The sequence below is a fragment of the Algoriphagus halophilus genome, assembly GCF_900129785.1.
GTDB classification, from domain to species: domain Bacteria; phylum Bacteroidota; class Bacteroidia; order Cytophagales; family Cyclobacteriaceae; genus Algoriphagus; species Algoriphagus halophilus.
The window spans coordinates 1,690,394-1,707,748 of sequence record NZ_FSRC01000001.1; the positions used below are offsets into that span (position 1 = coordinate 1,690,394).

The following is a 17,355-nucleotide window of genomic DNA, read 5'->3' on the forward strand; positions in this document are numbered from 1 at the left end:
TTTACCTACCAGATTTTAATCCGTTGCTCTTCAGGTTTAAAGTTTTTGTCCCCGGGCTGAATGTCAAAAGCTTGATAGAATGGTTCAAAATTCATCAGAGGACCATTGACTCTCCACATAGCTGGGGAGTGGGAATTGGTATTGACATAGGTTCTCATATACTCATCCCTCACTTTCACTCTCCAAATATTGGCAATAGATAGACAAAAACGTTGATCTGGGGTATACCCATCTATCTTGGTAGTGTCCTGCCCTTGTTCTGTGAGTTTAAATGCATCGTAAGCGATGTAGATTCCTCCATTATCTGCTGTATTTTCCCCAATGGTCATGGCTCCTTTAATGTGAACAGAATCTAATACCGTATAGGTGTCATAGCGATCGATCAATTGCTGAGTTTTGGCCTTGAATTTTTCATAGTCCTCTGTTGTCCACCAATTTTTTACATTTCCATCTTTATCAAACTGAGAACCTTGATCATCAAAAGCATGAGTCAATTCATGTCCAATCACCATTCCAATTCCTCCATAGTTCACAGCATCATCCGCATAGAAGTCAAAATAAGGGTATTGAAGAATCCCGGCTGGAAAGACGATCTCGTTTAATGAGGGATTGTAATAAGCTGTTACAGTGCTTGGAGTGGTTCCCCACTCAGCTCTATTTGGGGCTTTTCCAAATTTAGCCAACTGATATTGACTTTCGTCTTTTCTAAGGGCTATGACGTTTTCAAAGTAGTTGTTCTTGTCAATGGAGACCTTGTATTCTCTCCATTCATCAGGGTAACCGATCTTTTTGGTAATGGAATACAACTTTTCTTTTGCTTGAGTTTTAGTACTGTCACTCATCCAATCCAGCTTATTGATTCTACTTTCGAATGCCTTTTGGAGGTTATTGACAAGGGTTAAAACACGTTGTTTTGCATCTTCATTGAAGTATCTTTTGACATATAATTGTCCCAAGTCAAAACCCAACTGTCTGTCCACTTTCTGTACCATTTGTTGTGCTCGAGTCAATTGAGTGGATTGTCCAGAAACAACCTTCGAATATTCAAAAGCTGCATTTTCGAAAGGGGTACTTAAGATATCTGCATAGTTGACCAATGTGCTCGCTTTCAGGTAGGTTTTCCAATCTTCCAGTGGAACTGAGCCAAGCATGGCGTTTAACTTATTGTAATATGCAGGTTGCCTAACATCGACAGAATCTGCAGAAAGACCTAACTCCGTTAGAATAGCTTGTAGACCAATGTTCCCGTTTTCTGTTTCAATATCATCTACAGACAACTTATGGTAGTTTTCTTTTACAACTCTGCGCTGGATTCTAGTCTTATGGGATTCTGCCAAGGATTTCTCTAGCTCATAAGTCTTTTCAGCGGCGTTAGTAGCCTCTGTTTCTGTACTACCAGTCAATTGAAATAGGGTGGCCAGGTAATGTTGATATGCCTTTTGAATACCAATGGTAGAGGAATCAGTATTGAAGTAGTAATCCCTGTCAGGTAAGCCTATACCAGTTTGGCTGAGATGAACAATGTTGATGCTACTGTTCTCATCATCAGGAGATATTCTTAACCCAATCAGGGTTTGATTATTTGACTTCAATTCAGAAGTTACAAATTGGTGTAGGTCGGAAAGGCGGCTGATAGCCTCAATTTGCTCTAAAATTGGAATAATGGGTTCATAGCCTCTCGCATTAATGGCAGCTGTATCCATTCCAGAGGCATAAAAATCCCCTACTTTTTGTTCAATACTCCCCTTGGGATGCGCTTCTTTTGATACTTCAGTTAAAATATTTTCCAATAACTGTTTTTGGGGAATATTTAAAAAGGAATAGGAGCCTACTCCTACTTGATCATCAGCTATTTTGACGGTATCATACCAAGTGCCATTGACATGCATGAAGAAATTATCCCCTGGACGAATGGCAGGATTGATTTCATCTACTTTGATAAAATGCTCTCGAACTTGCTCTTCTTTCATGTCAGGACCAGTGGTACAAGCTGCTAGAAGAGCCAGAGAAGCGTAAAGGATTTTTTTCATAAGGATGGTGGTCTTTTTAAGTCAAGAAATTTAGCTGAAAATGAGCAGGATGCAATTTCCATTTATATAAAGAGAAAATACAAGCTGTAAGAAAGTCCTTTTCGATTTGGAAGATTTCAGATGCAAAAAAACCTCAACAGCACTACACTATTGAGGTCTTGAGTTGATTTGGAAAGATTTTATTTAAAATCCTGCTTCTTTACTTCCAATACCCTACTTACTTCCTGAACTGTGGCTGGGGCATCTAATTTAAAATACCCAGACAGACCTCGTTCCAATCTAGAAGCTCGAATGGCTGATTTTATGGCAAAGAATACACTGGTGGCCAAAACCAAAGGAGGCTCCCCTACTTCTTTGGATGAAAAAAGCCCATTAGGGTTTTCAGGCACTTCTGAAGAGTTGGATCTTGGATATAAATAAGTATTCATTTCCAAGGGGATGGTAGTGATCGCCGGTGGCTTATAGGTCCAAGTGTTTAAGGTATTCAACCTTCCTTTTTCCTCTCCATTAGGTTCAAAGACCAATTTTTCTGTCAATACATATCCCACTCCTTGGACAAATGCTCCTTCTACCTGACCTATGTCAATGGCAGGGTTTAAACTCCATCCCATATCAAAAACAATATCAGATTTTAAAATCTTTACCTCTCCAGTGAGAATATCTACCTCTACTTCCGAGCATGCTGCAGAAAATGTAAATCCTACAAAGGAGTCCACCACCCCAGCTGTACTTGGTACCTTGGCTAAATCAATTCCTGGGATCGCCTTGTTTTCACTGTTTGGTTTGAAGGTCATGGCAGGAATTGGAGTGGTTCCTCCAGGAATCGGTGCTGTAAATGATGCTATTAAATCTACTCGATATTGATAGGCTAATGCCACCAAGTTTTGCCAAATTAATTTAGGATGTTGATCGATGGGCCTTTTTATGGAAGCAGACCAACCTGCTGAGCCATGATTCCAAAAGTCAATTCCCTGTTCTTTACACCATTCTTCTCCATGGTCTTTTAAGAGCTTGAAGCCAAATTCGGTAATTCTACTTCGCATTTTCTCACAAGCCTGCTTCACTGCTTCTCCATTATAGGCAGTTCCGGTAGAACCTCCGGTACTTGTGGGATTGGGAATGCTTTTGGTAGTGGGACTGTGAATTTGAATTAACTCCATAGGAATATTCAACACGTATGCGGCAACTTGTTCAACTTTGGTCATCATGCCCTGCCCCATATCTACTCCTCCTTGATTGATTGAAACACTTCCATCCCCAGAATACACCGAAACAATTGCTGCTGCCTGCTCGATCATGACCAGATTATAACCGGAACCGTATTTTACCGGAATCATATACACTCCTCTTTTTTTCCATTTATTGGCTTTATTGAATGCATCCACTTCTTGGAGCTTTTCCCGGTAATTGCTTTTTTCTTCCACATATTTCCAGACATCCCGCATGTAGCAATAGGAAAGGGCCTGTCCAAAAGGGGTTACATCCCCTCTTACATACATGTTTTTCCTTCTAAATTCCACAGGATCCATTCCGATAGAGAATGCACCATCATCAATCGCATTTTCTAAAATGAGTTTGCCTTGTATATCTCCAAAGGCTCTCATGGCTGTATTAGGAGCTTTATTGGTTCTACATACATCTAATTGACTTTCGAAATTTTTGACCTTGTAGGCATTGTCAATTCGTAACTGAACACAGTTGGATACGATATAGGAACAATCATAAAATGCTCCTCCGTCCGCCCAGATCTTCAGATGTAAGCCTCTGATGATCCCTCGGTCCTCTTCCCGTAATTTGCCTTGATCTACAGCAATTTGGTACTGACCATAATATCCATGACGCTTTCCTATCATCGCGGTATCATGTTCCCGCTTCATTGCCAGTCGGATTGGTCTATTCAAAGCATGGGCTGCTACTGCTACCGGAGCAGCAACAAATTTTGCTTGCTCGGTCTTTCCTCCATACCCCCCTCCTAATTGTCGGATGTCCACGTTCACTTTATTATGCTCTGCAGCCAAGGTACTTGCGACTGTTTGGTGCATTTCCATGGGACTTTGGGAAGAGGGATGGACTAAGATTTGGTCATCATCTTCCGGAAATGCTACGCAGGCTTGAGTTTCCATATAAAAATGGACTTGCTCTCCCGAAATCTGGGTGTTTTCTACCACCAGGCAGGAAGCCCCATCTATTTTCTCTTTCCTTAAATTTGGGGTTTTATCCAAAGGGTCCCTCTTCAGATTTACCCAGTACAGCTCCGTACCGGGTCTGGTGATTTTCCATATATGAGAAACGAAGGAGGCTGTACTTGGGCAATCTGGAAAAATGCTGCCTTTTTTAATGGCGTCCTCAATAGAAACAATGGGCTCTTCCCAACTTTTATCCCATTGGTCTTTTCCTGCATTTTGCCAAGTGATGGGAGAATAGCCTACGCAATTACATGAGGCATATTCTGCGATTTCAATGGCATCTTGCTCTGTTTGTGCGATGACCATGGCAATGGCTTGTCCAGGATAAAGAATGTTATCTGTAGCAAAAACAGGTTGATCAAAAGCCATCCCCTGCAGGTTCATTCCCCCAACAGGGATATCCTTTGAATTGATCAGCTTAAAAAAGGAAGGAAACTTATCCCTGAGAATACGTTCCAAAACTTCTTCATTAATATTCTCTTTCGAGTCAGGGTTTATAAAATGATAATTGGCAAGGGATTTTTTGGATTGAATAAATGCAGCATTCTTACCCACAGGAGGTAGCGGAATCTCATGCGTATAATGTACTTGCCCCATGGCTTGATGAAAAGCCATTAACTTGATGTATGGTTGAGAAAGAGGTTTTTTAAAGTCCTGAATTTCATATGATTGGGTTCCATTACTTAAACCCCAGTTTCCCCAATTAATATCTCCTGCTGATGAAAGATCAGTTGGCACCCCCTGGGTTGATTTTTCTAAAAGAGTCCTGATTACTGCTTTATATAGAAATGAAATTGCCAAGTTGGTTTTGTACTCATCGGTAAAGCCCTCGGATGGAATGGACTCATATCTTCCTTGACTTTCCCATTGATTCAACTCCTTTTGAACTTCTCTTCTTAGGATTGTAGTCAATTTGGGTAACAGGTCTAAGTCTAAGGTCTTGCCCTTTAACCATTGTTCTGAACTAGAAGCTTTCCAAGCAACAGGGGCAATTCCAGCAAATACGATGGAAACTTCTTTTACTTTTAAATTCTGGTCAAGTTCTATTCTGGTACAATTGTTAACAATAGAATGGGAATTCACTTCTCTCAGAGCTACTTTTTGAGATAAGGTCACCTCATTTGCATTTCCAAAAGGAATGAAATATCCCAAAATGATTAGATCATGTACCATTTCAGGTGCTTTTAATAACTGCTGAATCAAAACTGAAATCTTGATTCGAGATTCTTTGCCTGACTTCACCCTTAAAATCCTGATTTCAGAATCCGTTCCAAAGAGCGCCGTAAATAAATCCGATGGAAAAGGTGGGCCACTTTGAATATGTTTTAATTCAAGCATGGTATTTCCTGCAATGGATGCCGCGTTTCTAACAATCATTCCAGCTGTTCTATGGACCATATATTGAATAGCTCCAATTCTAGAAGTTGGAGCTAAATTTTCTTTTTTGATGAGCTGGTCTAAATGGGTTAATAATTCAGAGTATGTGGTAGAAGCACCTACTTCAAGTCCTTTCTCACTTTTGGAAATCCCATATAGTTCAGGAATTAATTTGATATCGACGAATAATTTGAATTTGGGGAACTCTTCGGCATAAACCCCAAAGGATGTATTTCCAAAAACGATTTGGGTGGTATCAGGCGGGTTCTTTCTCAATATATCTTTCAACTCATCCACAGTCTCTGGGCTAAGCCATTTCTGCGTGGAGTTTAGGATAGAAATAGGCGGTAATGCCATCTTTGCAGCTTTTGGAAAAGGGATGTTGATGGACTCATGAACAAGGACTTGTTGACATTTATCCTCAGTTAGGCACTTCATTCGTTGTGCCTCATCTTCCGCACTCCAATCAGAGGCAAAAGTTTTCATTCCAGTGAGGATAGATCTATATCCCGTACATCGACAAATATTTCCATCGAAAATTGATTCAATTTCCTTTTTTGTAGGTGAAGGGTTTGCTGCTAAAAATGCCGACATATTCATGACAAATCCCACCGTGCAATACCCACATTGAGTTCCATTGTTGACCGCCAAGCGGTGGGCTACTGGATTTATCCCCTCATGCAGATCTTGATTTTCCTGCTCAGATAAACAGTTGGATGAGATGGAATTAGTTGAAATTGATGCTAACTGCTGCCTAACTTTTTCTTTTCTACTAGTACTGGAATCAAGTAGATCTGCTTTGTTTTTATTCCAAGCCGGAGGGGCTGTTACAGCTAAATTAGAGGCTCCCCTTGAGGAAGAAGGTGTAAAAGTCAAATGTTTGTTTTCTGGTCTTTTAATACCTCCCGTACCTTCAATAGTGGTGATAGCCATCCCTCCCAAGGCGCAAACCGGCCTTAGGCATGAATTGATTGACTTGTGTTCAGCTGCCTGATTTTTTTCATTCCAGGTAGATAAAATGACAGTACAAGCACCACACCCCCCTTGGCCACATCCTTTTTTGGCTCCAGTTAGTCCTACTTCATTGGATCGTAAATAATCCAATAAGAGTAAGTCAGGTTTTGGGTTGGTAATGGTAACTTCTTCTCCATTGAGGAAAAATGAAACGCTATTGTTCATGGTATTGAATGTTAAAAAGGAAGCTCTAGCAGTTTAAGAACTTGCCGGTCTTGTGATAAAAAGTTTCTTAAAATTCTTCTGAAGGTAAGTGAGGGTACTTTCTTGTTCTTTTTGAGGAATACCACTCAAGTCATTCACTATTTTGGCCATGGTTCTATGTAAATCATTTACATGAGATACATCGACTTTTGTATCCCAAGCCAAAGGAGTTACCTCAGGAAAATCAGTTCTTGCCTTTGAAAGTGTCAAGACTCCTGATAAGCTTGGTGCTGCTTTATCACGTTCTGTTAAGTTTCCTTCCAATTGGAAGCATTCCTGAACGGTCTTGATAATGGAGGTATGGTCATATGGAACATAGCCACTGGGTCTGGCAATAAGCCCTTCTGATATGTAAGGGTTGATTAATACACAGGGAACTCTCACACCAAATCGATTAAAAAGGAAGCCATCTTGTCCTGGAGTATTAGTTGGATCAGGGTTTTTGGCTTCTCCGGGAGGTGCTACATGATCATAACATCCTCCATGTTCATCATAGGTAATGATCAGTAAGGTGGAATCAAATACCTTAGAGTTTTTGATTGCATGGTAGACCTCAGCAATTAATTGTTCCCCAGGTCTGATATCATTTGGTGGGTGTTGATCATTTTGATCATCTCCCCCATAGGTAGGCTCTAAAAATGAGTAACTGGGTAGATTACCTTCCTGACATTTCTGAATAAATTGATCTAATGTCCCAAAATTGGAATCGTATTTTGAATCATGTAATTCGGTCATACAGAGTCTGGTCAGGGAGAAGTAATCCTTTTCAAATTCTCCTGCAGCATCTTCCTCTTTCTTTCGCTCCGAGGTTGGCATCAAATTGTTTCCAAAAATTCCCCAACTTAAATCGGTTCGCTTTTGGGTGTCAATGGCATCTTGGATCTGATTGTAAATGGTTTTCTGATCACAAAAAGCATTGGGTGAATTATTGACATTGCCACCTGAAGTAGCTGCGTGGACAAAACTTCGATTAGGCAAGGTTTGACTTGGGACAGAACAGTGGTATTGATCACAAACTGCAAATCCTTTGGCCAGTCCGGATAGTACTGGAGTCTGTGCAGGTGTGTAACACTTCATGATATCCCTCGGATTAGTAGGGTTGTCACCAAAGCTATATGCTCCGTACAACATGGCATTTTGATAATTTTGAACAAAGCCCATATTGACAGGAGCCGGGGTATAGTTCTCAGCTACCTGGTAGAAACTAAATAGTTGATAATTGGTGTCTTTAAAGCCTTCTCCCGGATCTGGATCTGGAAGGCAAAAATTCACGGGATTATCTACTTCTCTTCCGTATTTATATTTTTTTGCTCCATTCTGCTCCACTCCCACTTTTTCAATAAATGGAATACCATCTGAATCGATGTTATCCAATGGGTTCCAAAGACCATCATTTAACCCTTCAAATTCCTGATTATTACAGGGCTTTTCGTCATAGTACAACCAACCCAATAAGTTGTCAAAAGATCTATTTTCCAGCATCAATACCACGATGTGATTGATGTTATTTTGTAATCTTTCTTTTTGTTCTTCTAAATATTGGCTCATGGTTGTTGGGGTTCATTTGGTTCTACTTTTGGGGATCCATCACGGTTCATCATCACCGGTAATCGTTCGTATTCACTGGTCCAATAACCTGCTACATCTTCATCTTTCCATTCCGTGAAATATCCAAGTGCAAGTGAAACCTGCAGAGAGAAATCACAGGAAGTGGCATTGTCAGTGTAAGGGGTGGCACATCTTAAATTTTGGAAATATTTTCTGAATGCTTCCGCTTGTGTTTCTGTCAGTTTTGTCAATTGTCCCATGGCGTTGGTGTCTCCAATAAAGGCTTCTTTTGGAACCAATGGAGCTACTTGTGGAAATTCAGCAGTAGCATGACAAGACATGCAGGAGGAAGTGTTTAAATCTACAGGGCCATCTAATCTTCCCCCCCAGCCCAAATGCTGTGGTGGCAATTGGGTTGAATCAGGATTGATCTTGGTTTGCTTTAAATTTGGATTGATAATGGTTCGTTTGACAGGATATGGATTGATGAAATTGGTGGTATCCTGAGGGTCATTTCCAAACTGTATTCCAACAGGAACCAAGTTTTCAGCTCGCATGGAGCCTTCTTTTCCATTATTGAGCTTTCCGTTGTAGCAAAAGGTTCCAAAGACCCAACCAGTGCCATATTGGTCTGCTCTTGGGTCTCTGACCATTACATCCATTTGTATTAAATGCATGGGCTTCACAATTCTACCAGTGTCTAACCCATTATTCCAAGTTGGGGTAATGTATGCATTCCAAGTCATGGGGTTCACCAAATAATCTGCATCTGTTTCATCTGCATCCGTAAAAAGTAGTTTAAAAATGACTGTCCCCACAGGGAAGCCATTGGGAGCTTGTGTGGCATATGCGTTTGGATTGTCTCCATCTTTCCACATCTGGGCTAACGTGTACCCTGCAAATTCATTGTAAAAACCCAAGGCGTAGGTTTGATGGGATTCGGTTTGATTCGGGCCCAATTGATAGGGACCAACTTCAGCTTCCTTTGCCAAACCATGAAAACCTTCCGAACCTTGTGGTCCCCAATGCATCCAAGGCATATGGTACCAATTTCTCACTTTACTCTTTTGAGCAACAAAATCCACCTCGATCATTCCTTCAAAGGAATAATCCCTTACTGCATTGATGTATTCCATCCAATGCTCGTCTTCATCGAAAGGAATATTCAAAAACTCGGGAAGTTGAGATTCATCGGGCATGGTTAAAGGATAATCCTGACTCAACTCAAATACTTTTTCACCTGGGTATTGCGTGAGAAATTCCTCGGGACTAAGCATCTTTCCAAAGTCCGGAAAATTGTTGTTGACAAATTTGGCGGCGTCATTTCCTTCTGTATTTGAATTTGTAGAGACCGAACAAGATTGAACAATAAATAGCATCAAGGAAAAGCCAATCCAGACTTTTCCCCGTTTCATAAAATTGATGGTATGCATTTTAAAATTGGGTTAAGGGGTAAAAAAAAATTGAAAAGTATAAATCAATATAAAATTTTAAATCCTTAAATCTTAAGGTTTTAATTAATTACTCTTGAATCAAATTTTAGATAACGGAAAGAGAAATTGATTTTTTTCTGAACTTAAAAAATGCTCTTCTGATCCAACTTCTTTTTCATTTATATGAACAGGTTTTTGCTGTTATTGAAAGGAAGAGCTGTTGTTTTGGATAAGTTTAATAGCCCAATTATTCTTTGAAAAAAATAGTTTAAATAAATGCTCATTTTTTTGAATGAAGATTCAAGCTTCTATAAAAACATAGGTTTTATTTAATGCTCCTTACTCGATCCAACGTTTAAAATTCTTTTCAAAAAAAACCAGACCTAATCTAGATCTGGTTTTCGCGAATTTCTATTAACTCATTTATTTCATAATCATCATATTGCAGGTGATTACAATTAGATAACAAGATAAACTTTGGAATGGTTTAACTTTAGTAATCAGCAATTTTATTTGCGTTGGTTTTATGTGGAGAATCAATATTTGACTAAAACCGAGTGGCTTCTTTCCCCATTTTTTGCCCATCAATTTTTTAATGACTTCCCCAGCTTTTTAGCATGCCATATCAACCGTCCAAAAAAGTCTATTCAAAGCTTACTGGAACTTTTTGTACTTTAATTTTTGACAAAACCATCAACCTTTATGAAATACAATTACCAATCAATCCGGGTATTCTTGATATGCCTTGGATTAGCGTTTACTGACTATGAGGTATTCGCACAAGATGAATCTACTACGGTGGATCCATCTTTTTATAGTAGCTATAGCTGGAGGAATATTGGCCCTGATCGTGGAGGTAGATCTTTGGGGGCCTCTGGAAGTCCCGGAAGAAAAAATGAATATTATTTTGGCGCTACCGGAGGAGGATTATGGAAAACCGTCGACGGTGGAAATGAATGGTTTCCTGTCACAGATGGAAAAATTTCTTCTTCTAGTATCGGTGCCGTAGCTGTGGCTGAAACTAACCCTGATGTGGTGTACATTGGAGGAGGAGAAACTCAGCTGAGAGGAAGCATCACCCAAGGTGATGGGGTTTACAAAACCACGGATGGTGGCGAAACCTGGAGGCATTTAGGGTTAAAAGAAACCCAGGCTATATCAAGAATTAGAGTCCATCCAACCAATCCTGATATTGTTTATGTAGCTGCATTGGGTCATCCTTATGGAGAAAATGAGGAAAGAGGTGTATTTCGCTCCACGGATGGAGGAAACAATTGGGAGAAGGTCCTATATGTAAGTGATAAAGCAGGTGCAGCAGATTTAATAATAGATCGGACCAATCCTGATGTCTTGTACGCCTCTACCTGGCAGGTGTACCGAAAAGCTTGGAAAATGTGGGGAGGTGGACCTGACTCCAAACTATGGAAATCAACGGATGGAGGAGATACTTGGACAGATTTGACCTCAAACCCTGGGATGCCTGAAGGTCCAATTGGAAAGATTGGAGTTACTGTCTCCCCTGCTGATCCCAATCGTGTTTGGGCAATTGTGGAAGCAAATGAAGGAGGAGTATTCCGCTCCGATGATGCGGGTCAGACATGGAAAAAGGTAAACGATGAAAGAAAACTAAGACAAAGGGCTTTTTACTATTCTAGAATCTATGCAGACCCTATAGACAAAAATACAGTTTATGGGTTGAATGTAGATTTTTGGAAATCCACTGATGGAGGTGAAACGTTTGATGTGGAAATTTCGGTTCCCCATGGCGATAATCATGACTTATGGATCGATCCAAATGATCCTATGCGTATGATCAGCTCCAATGATGGTGGAGGGGTAGTGAGTATCAATGGTGGCAAAACTTGGACAGAGGAAGATTATCCTACTTCCCAATTTTACCATGTTATGACCACTTCTGATGTTCCTTATCATGTAGCTGGTGCACAGCAGGACAACAGTACTCTTGCCATGCCTTCGGAAGGATGGAATCATATGTTAGGCAGAGGTCCTGGACACGGTTATCATTATGCCGTTGGTGGAGGAGAAAGTGGATGGATTACTCAAAGCCCAACCGATCCGGATGTTTTTTATGCTGGTTCCCAGGGAGCACTATTGACGCGCTATAATAGAAAAACCGGACAATACCGAGATATTCAGGTGTATCCAAGATTCTTCTCGGGCGAACCGGCTTCTGCCCTTCCGGAAAGATGGCAGTGGACTTTCCCGATCATGTTTTCTCCCTTGGATCCATCGATTATGTATACCACCTCTCAGCATGTATGGAAAACCACAAATGACGGTCAAACTTGGGAAAAGATCAGCCCGGATTTAACCTATGCTGACCCTGAGACTTTAGGTAAAACAGGAGGCGTAATTACCATGGATATGAATGGTCCGGAGATCTATGCAACAGTCTTTGCTTTAGCCCCATCTATGCATGATGTCAATACGATTTGGGCAGGATCTGATGATGGAAAAGTTCACATCACCCAAGATGGAGGGAAAAATTGGGTGGATATTACCCCTTCAGATTTACCAAAGTTTTCCAGAATCAGCATCATTGATGAAGGTAAGTTCCAGCCGGGCACCTTGTATTTGGCGGCAAATAGGTATCAGGTAGATGATAGACAGCCATATGTGTTTAAAACCAAGGATTATGGAAAGACTTGGACTAAAATTATCGATGGAATTGAAGATGGACATTTCGCCAGAGCCATTCGCGAGGATTTAGAAAAGCCGGGTCTATTGTATTTGGCTACTGAGCATGGCGTGTATGTATCATTTAATGATGGAGCAAAATGGCAGTCTCTTCAATTGAATTTGCCTGATACCCCTATTAGAGATCTTGTTTTGAAAAATGACGATGTGGTGTTGGGTTCTCATGGCCGTGGGTTCTGGATCTTGGATGATATTAGACCTTTGAGGGAAGCAGTCGAAGTGAGTGCAAACAATGAAGTGGCTTTATTCAAACCAGCTAACCCTATACGAGGTGTATACGATGCTGCGATCCAATATTATTTACCAGAAGAGGCTGAGTCCGTAACCATCGAAATTAAAGACGTGGAGGGGAATTTGATCAATACCTATACTGGAACCAAAGGAAAAGAAGGTAGAAGTAATCCTGGTTTAAAGGAAGGCCTCAATACCTTTACCTGGAATATGCGGTATCCAGGGGCAACCGTATTTGATGGAATGATCATTTGGTCTGCACGCCCACAAAGAGGTCCTATGGCCCCTATTGGAGAATATAATGTCACCTTGAAAACTGGAGATGTAGAGAAAAACACCTCTTTTAAACTGGAAATGGACCCAAATCTCGAGGGGGTAACAGCAGCAGATATTCAGGAACAATTTGACTTGGCAATGGCGATCAGAGATAAAGTGTCCGAAGCAAATGAGGCAGTTATTTTGATTCGGGACATTCGGGCTCAGGCCAATGAGGTGAAAGCAAATGCCAAGGTAAAAGCTCAAATTGAGGATGTACTTTCGAAAATGAGGGTAATTGAAGAAGACCTATATCAAGTACAAAATCAATCAGGTCAGGATCCTTTGAACTTTCCTATCAAATTGAATAACCGTTTGGCTTCCTTACAAAGAAGTGTGGAATCCGGTCAGGCTAAACCAACCGATGCATCCTATGTTGTTTTTGAGGAACTATCGGGTGAATTGGAAGAGCATTTATCTAAATTGAATGACATCCTAAACGGAGAGTTTAAAAAGTTAAATGAGGTCTTACCTGAGAAAATCAGTATAGATAAAAAGTAAACTAAATTAAAGAGGTTGTCTCTATAATAAGTATTCGATAAAAAATGTCACATTCAGCATCCCAATCATTGAACGGGACTGAAATGTGGCATTTTTTTTTGATCAATATAGTGCAGTTCCTTTCATCTGAACACCTAGTTTATTAAGTGACAACCTCTGTTTTATTTTTCAGGGAAAGTAAATAAGCGATACTTTTTTGGAACTGTTGATAAAAAATGGCTGAGATATTTGACAGTCAAATTTTATAATCTTTAAAACCCAATCTCCTGTAAGCAAGTTTGAATGAGTATCAAACAATAAAATGGTACTACAAGTAAATTGGCCAAATGAGAAAGCAATTCGGAGGTAAAATCAGTAAAAAAGAGATTGAAGAATATAAAAAGATCAGCAATTGGGATGGAGAGAAATTCGTGAATTTAGAACCTACCAGTATGGATTTCAGTTTTCAGGCTCTTCCAAAGTTTCTTTACAAACAATTTTGTGAAAAAGAAGGCAGGGAACCCAAAAAGCCCCTACCCATTGTACCTTTCCAATCAGATAATTTTTTAGCCCCTTCCGAAAAATCAAAGTTCATTTGGTATGGGCATTCGGCGATTCTCCTTAGGATGAACAATAAAACCATATTGATTGACCCCATGCTGGGAACCAATGCCTCTCCTATTGCGCCATTTTCTACCAAACGATTTAGCACCCATACATTAGAACTTATAGATGATTTTCCAGAGATTGATTTGCTATTAATGACACATGATCATTATGACCATCTTGATCTGGATAGTATTAGGAAGCTTCAGCCAAAAGTGAAGCAATATTTTACAGGAATGGGAGTTGGAAGACATTTAAAAAAATGGGGGATTGAGGAGGATAAGATTATTGAATTTGATTGGTGGAGATCGGAAGCGTTTCAGGATATTCAAATTACCTATACCCCTACCAGACATTTTTCGGGAAGAGGGTTAACAGATCGAGCTAAATCCATGTGGGGTGGTTGGGCTTTTCAAACAGAGCAGGAGCGACTTTGGTTTAGTGGTGATAGTGGATATGGAAATCACTTTGAGGAAGTAGGTGAAAGACTTGGTCCCTTTGACTTTGCATGGATGGAGTGTGGGCAATACAATGAGAATTGGAGCTTAATCCATATGTTTCCTGAAGAAAGTGTTCAAGCTGCAATGGATGCAAAGGCGAGGAAAGTAATGCCGGTTCATTGGGCAGGTTTCTCATTAGCTCAGCATCATTGGACGGATCCCGTTGAAAAATTTGTTGCATCTGCCCAACGAAAAAGCATTCCTTTCCATACCCCTGAATTAGGGGAATTGGTGGATTTGAATCAAGAACGACAAAACCAATTTTGGTGGAGATAATCACTTGATTTAGGTAATTGAATTTATGGGATTAATTCAAAAATTAAGAGGAGTGTTCTTGTTCCCTTTTTTATAAGTGGATCGCTTTAAAAGGAAATAATTGCTAACTTAAAGAGATACAGGTTACTATAAATTTATTACCATGAAAAACACATACATTTTATTCCTATTTGGATTCCTGATGGCAGTAATCATGGCATTTACCTTTAAGCCTATTGAATTGCCTTATGGAATGGCGAAAGGAACTCCTGAAATTAAATCCATAACCTCTTTAGCTTTTGGACCAGAGGGAGTTCTTTTTATCGGAGACTCTAAAAGTGCGGCTGTCTTTGCTATTAATACCAAGGATAATGAATTTACCAATGAAATTACTTCGGTAAATATCCAAAGTATCGATAAGAAGCTTGCAAGTAAATTGGGGACTACTGTAGATCACCTATCAATTTTGGATATAGCCGTCAACCCCACCTCCAAAAAGGTATATATGGCTATCCAATCAGCAGATGGAACCCCTCTATTGATGACGCTTGAAGGAGATGAATTTGCTCCAGTATCATTGGAAAATATTGAATACGCTTCCGTCGAACTCAATAATTCTCCAGCTGAAGATGCCAAAGATGGAAGAGGTCGATCTTTACGGATTTCCTCGATTTCCGATTTGGGATATGCAGAAGGGAAGTTATTAGTCAGTGGATTGTCCAATCAGGAGTTTAGTTCTACTTTCAGAAGTATACCATTTCCATTCTCAGATATTCAAGATCATGCTTCCTTAGAGATTTTTCATGCTGCACATGGAAGGTATGAAACTACCTCTCCTATTAAAACTTTTACGACAGCAGAGATTAATGGAAAGGATTACTTGGTAGCAAGTTATACCTGTACTCCTTTGGTATTATTTCCCATGGATGAATTAAAAGCCGGGAAACATATTAAGGGAAGAACGATTGCTGAAATGGGAAGTGGCAATCAACCATTGGATATTTTAAGTGTCAATAAGAATGGTAAATCCTACTTGGTAATGGCTAATTCAAACCGGCCAGTGTTCCGGGTAAATTATGAAGATATTGAGAATTTTGAAGGTTCTTTAACTGAACCTGTTCCAGATAATTTTGCGACGGATGGGGTTGATTTTGTGTCCATGCCATTAACAAACGTTCAACAGTTGGATAAGATGGATGATGGAACCCTTATTTTGCTTCAAAGAAAGTCCAATGGATCTTTAGATTTATGGTCAACAGATAAAGCAGATTACTTGCTTAGATAATGAATCGTCGCTTACTCAAGGTCAGGTTATATTTTTTGTATAACCTGATTTTTTTTGGAACACTTCTATGTTCATCCTGCACTCGGGAGAAGGAAACAGATGTGATGATACGTTGGGAAAATAACAAAGCCATCGCATTTCAAATTTCAGGTTCTGAGTTGAGTAAGGGTTTGGAAGTTCGACTTGTCCAAAACGGTGAGCGCTTATCTATTTTGGGGAAGACTGAGCAAAACCCAAATGGAATGGTTTTTACCCCATTGATTCCATTTACTAGAGGCTTGAGTTATGAGGTGGTATCTCAAGATCGAGTCTTGCAAACAGTCTTTATTCCTTTTGAGGAAGAAGAAGAACAAATTCCTAAACTTCTATCCATTTATCCAAGCCAGGATACTTTACCTGAGAATTTATTAAAGATTTATTTAAAATTCTCTCTATCCATGAAAGAAGGCATTTCACAAGAACATATGGCCCTTGTGGATGCAAATCAGGATACCGTACCCTCCGTATTTTTAAACCTCCAACCAGAATTATGGAATGAGGATCAAACCATTTTAACCATTTGGTTAGACCCGGGAAGGATTAAAAGAGACTTAATTCCTAATCTGGAAATGGGTGCACCCTTGGAGCAATCCCAATCTTATGAATTATTGGTTTCTTCCAATTGGGAGGCAAAAAATGAAAATGCGTTGGATCAAGATTATTCCAAGCGATTTTGGGTTACCCACAGAGATAGCATTTCTCCCAATCCAAGCACTTGGATAATTGAATCACCAACATCAAACACGTTTGAATCTTTGACCATTGCATTCAATGAGCCGCTGGATTATTCCTTATTGAATGAAGTTTTTAGCATTAAAGGAGAGAATGATTCATCAATAGAAGGTGAATTTGAACTAGGGATTCATGAAAAATCAATTCGATTTGTTCCCAATATCAGTTGGAAGCCTGGAGAATATCGGATCCTAATAGAAAGTAGATTAGAAGATTTGGCTGGTAATAATTTGAATAGATTGTTTGAAAGAGATCTGGCAGATTCTAAAGGTATTCCAGCAGATAATACACCTTTGAAAACTATCAATTTTCAAATTAACTAAAACATAACTGTTTGATTATGGTTAAACTTTCCTATTTAATATTTCTTTAAAAGTTTGACTAACTATATTTTCAATATGA

General features: G+C 39.7%; 8 protein-coding genes. 4 read left to right on the top strand and 4 right to left on the bottom strand.

Annotated features, from left to right (window positions below; all coding sequences use genetic code 11):
* Positions 1-5 precede the first annotated feature (5 nt).
* The 4 genes from BUR11_RS07115 to BUR11_RS07130 all read right to left on the bottom strand — a co-directional run bounded on the left by BUR11_RS07115 (position 6) and on the right by BUR11_RS07130 (position 9,792).
* Positions 6-2,030 (bottom strand): M13 family metallopeptidase, encoded by a 2,025-nt coding sequence (locus BUR11_RS07115; RefSeq protein WP_074224099.1) that lies wholly within the window; start codon positions 2,028-2,030, stop codon positions 6-8.
* A gap of 179 nt (positions 2,031-2,209) precedes the next feature.
* On the bottom strand, positions 2,210-6,772 hold the full coding sequence (locus BUR11_RS07120; protein ID WP_074224100.1) for a molybdopterin cofactor-binding domain-containing protein: 4,563 nt from the start codon (positions 6,770-6,772) through the stop codon (positions 2,210-2,212).
* A gap of 33 nt (positions 6,773-6,805) precedes the next feature.
* Positions 6,806-8,359, bottom strand: a complete 1,554-nt coding sequence (locus tag BUR11_RS07125) for an alkaline phosphatase family protein (protein WP_074224101.1) — start codon at positions 8,357-8,359, stop codon at positions 6,806-6,808.
* Positions 8,356-9,792 carry a hypothetical protein gene (locus BUR11_RS07130; RefSeq protein WP_074224103.1) on the bottom strand — a complete coding sequence of 479 codons (1,437 nt, stop codon included), beginning with the start codon at positions 9,790-9,792 and terminating at the stop codon, positions 8,356-8,358. Before BUR11_RS07130 ends, BUR11_RS07125 begins: the two co-directional genes overlap by 4 nt.
* Before the next feature lie 702 nt (positions 9,793-10,494).
* Between BUR11_RS07130 and BUR11_RS07135 the strand changes: the two genes are divergently transcribed.
* From BUR11_RS07135 to BUR11_RS07150, 4 genes are all read left to right on the top strand, one after another.
* The gene (locus tag BUR11_RS07135; protein WP_074224104.1) at positions 10,495-13,557 is read left to right on the top strand and encodes a VPS10 domain-containing protein; all 3,063 of its coding nucleotides are present in this window, start codon (positions 10,495-10,497) and stop codon (positions 13,555-13,557) included.
* A 326-nt stretch (positions 13,558-13,883) separates the two neighbouring features.
* On the top strand, positions 13,884-14,918 hold the full coding sequence (locus BUR11_RS07140; RefSeq protein ID WP_074224106.1) for an MBL fold metallo-hydrolase: 1,035 nt from the start codon (positions 13,884-13,886) through the stop codon (positions 14,916-14,918).
* Between the two features lie 142 nt (positions 14,919-15,060).
* A complete protein-coding gene (locus BUR11_RS07145) occupies positions 15,061-16,182 on the top strand; it encodes a hypothetical protein (RefSeq protein WP_074224107.1) in 1,122 nt (373 codons plus the stop codon).
* A complete protein-coding gene (locus BUR11_RS07150) occupies positions 16,182-17,276 on the top strand; it encodes an Ig-like domain-containing protein (RefSeq protein WP_074224109.1) in 1,095 nt (364 codons plus the stop codon). The genes BUR11_RS07145 and BUR11_RS07150 overlap by 1 nt, the downstream gene beginning before the upstream one ends.
* Positions 17,277-17,355: the final 79 nt, after the last annotated feature.

Excerpts from the sequence above, each read along its gene's own strand:
- BUR11_RS07115 (WP_074224099.1), bottom strand. The coding sequence starts at position 2,030 with ATGAAAAAAATCCTTTACGCTTCTCTGGCTCTTCTAGCAGCTTGTACC.
- BUR11_RS07120 (WP_074224100.1), bottom strand. The coding sequence starts at position 6,772 with ATGAACAATAGCGTTTCATTTTTCCTCAATGGAGAAGAAGTTACCATT.
- BUR11_RS07125 (WP_074224101.1), bottom strand. The coding sequence starts at position 8,359 with ATGAGCCAATATTTAGAAGAACAAAAAGAAAGATTACAAAATAACATC.
- BUR11_RS07130 (WP_074224103.1), bottom strand. The coding sequence starts at position 9,792 with ATGCATACCATCAATTTTATGAAACGGGGAAAAGTCTGGATTGGCTTT.
- BUR11_RS07135 (WP_074224104.1), top strand. The coding sequence starts at position 10,495 with ATGAAATACAATTACCAATCAATCCGGGTATTCTTGATATGCCTTGGA.
- BUR11_RS07140 (WP_074224106.1), top strand. The coding sequence starts at position 13,884 with ATGAGAAAGCAATTCGGAGGTAAAATCAGTAAAAAAGAGATTGAAGAA.
- BUR11_RS07145 (WP_074224107.1), top strand. The coding sequence starts at position 15,061 with ATGAAAAACACATACATTTTATTCCTATTTGGATTCCTGATGGCAGTA.
- BUR11_RS07150 (WP_074224109.1), top strand. The coding sequence starts at position 16,182 with ATGAATCGTCGCTTACTCAAGGTCAGGTTATATTTTTTGTATAACCTG.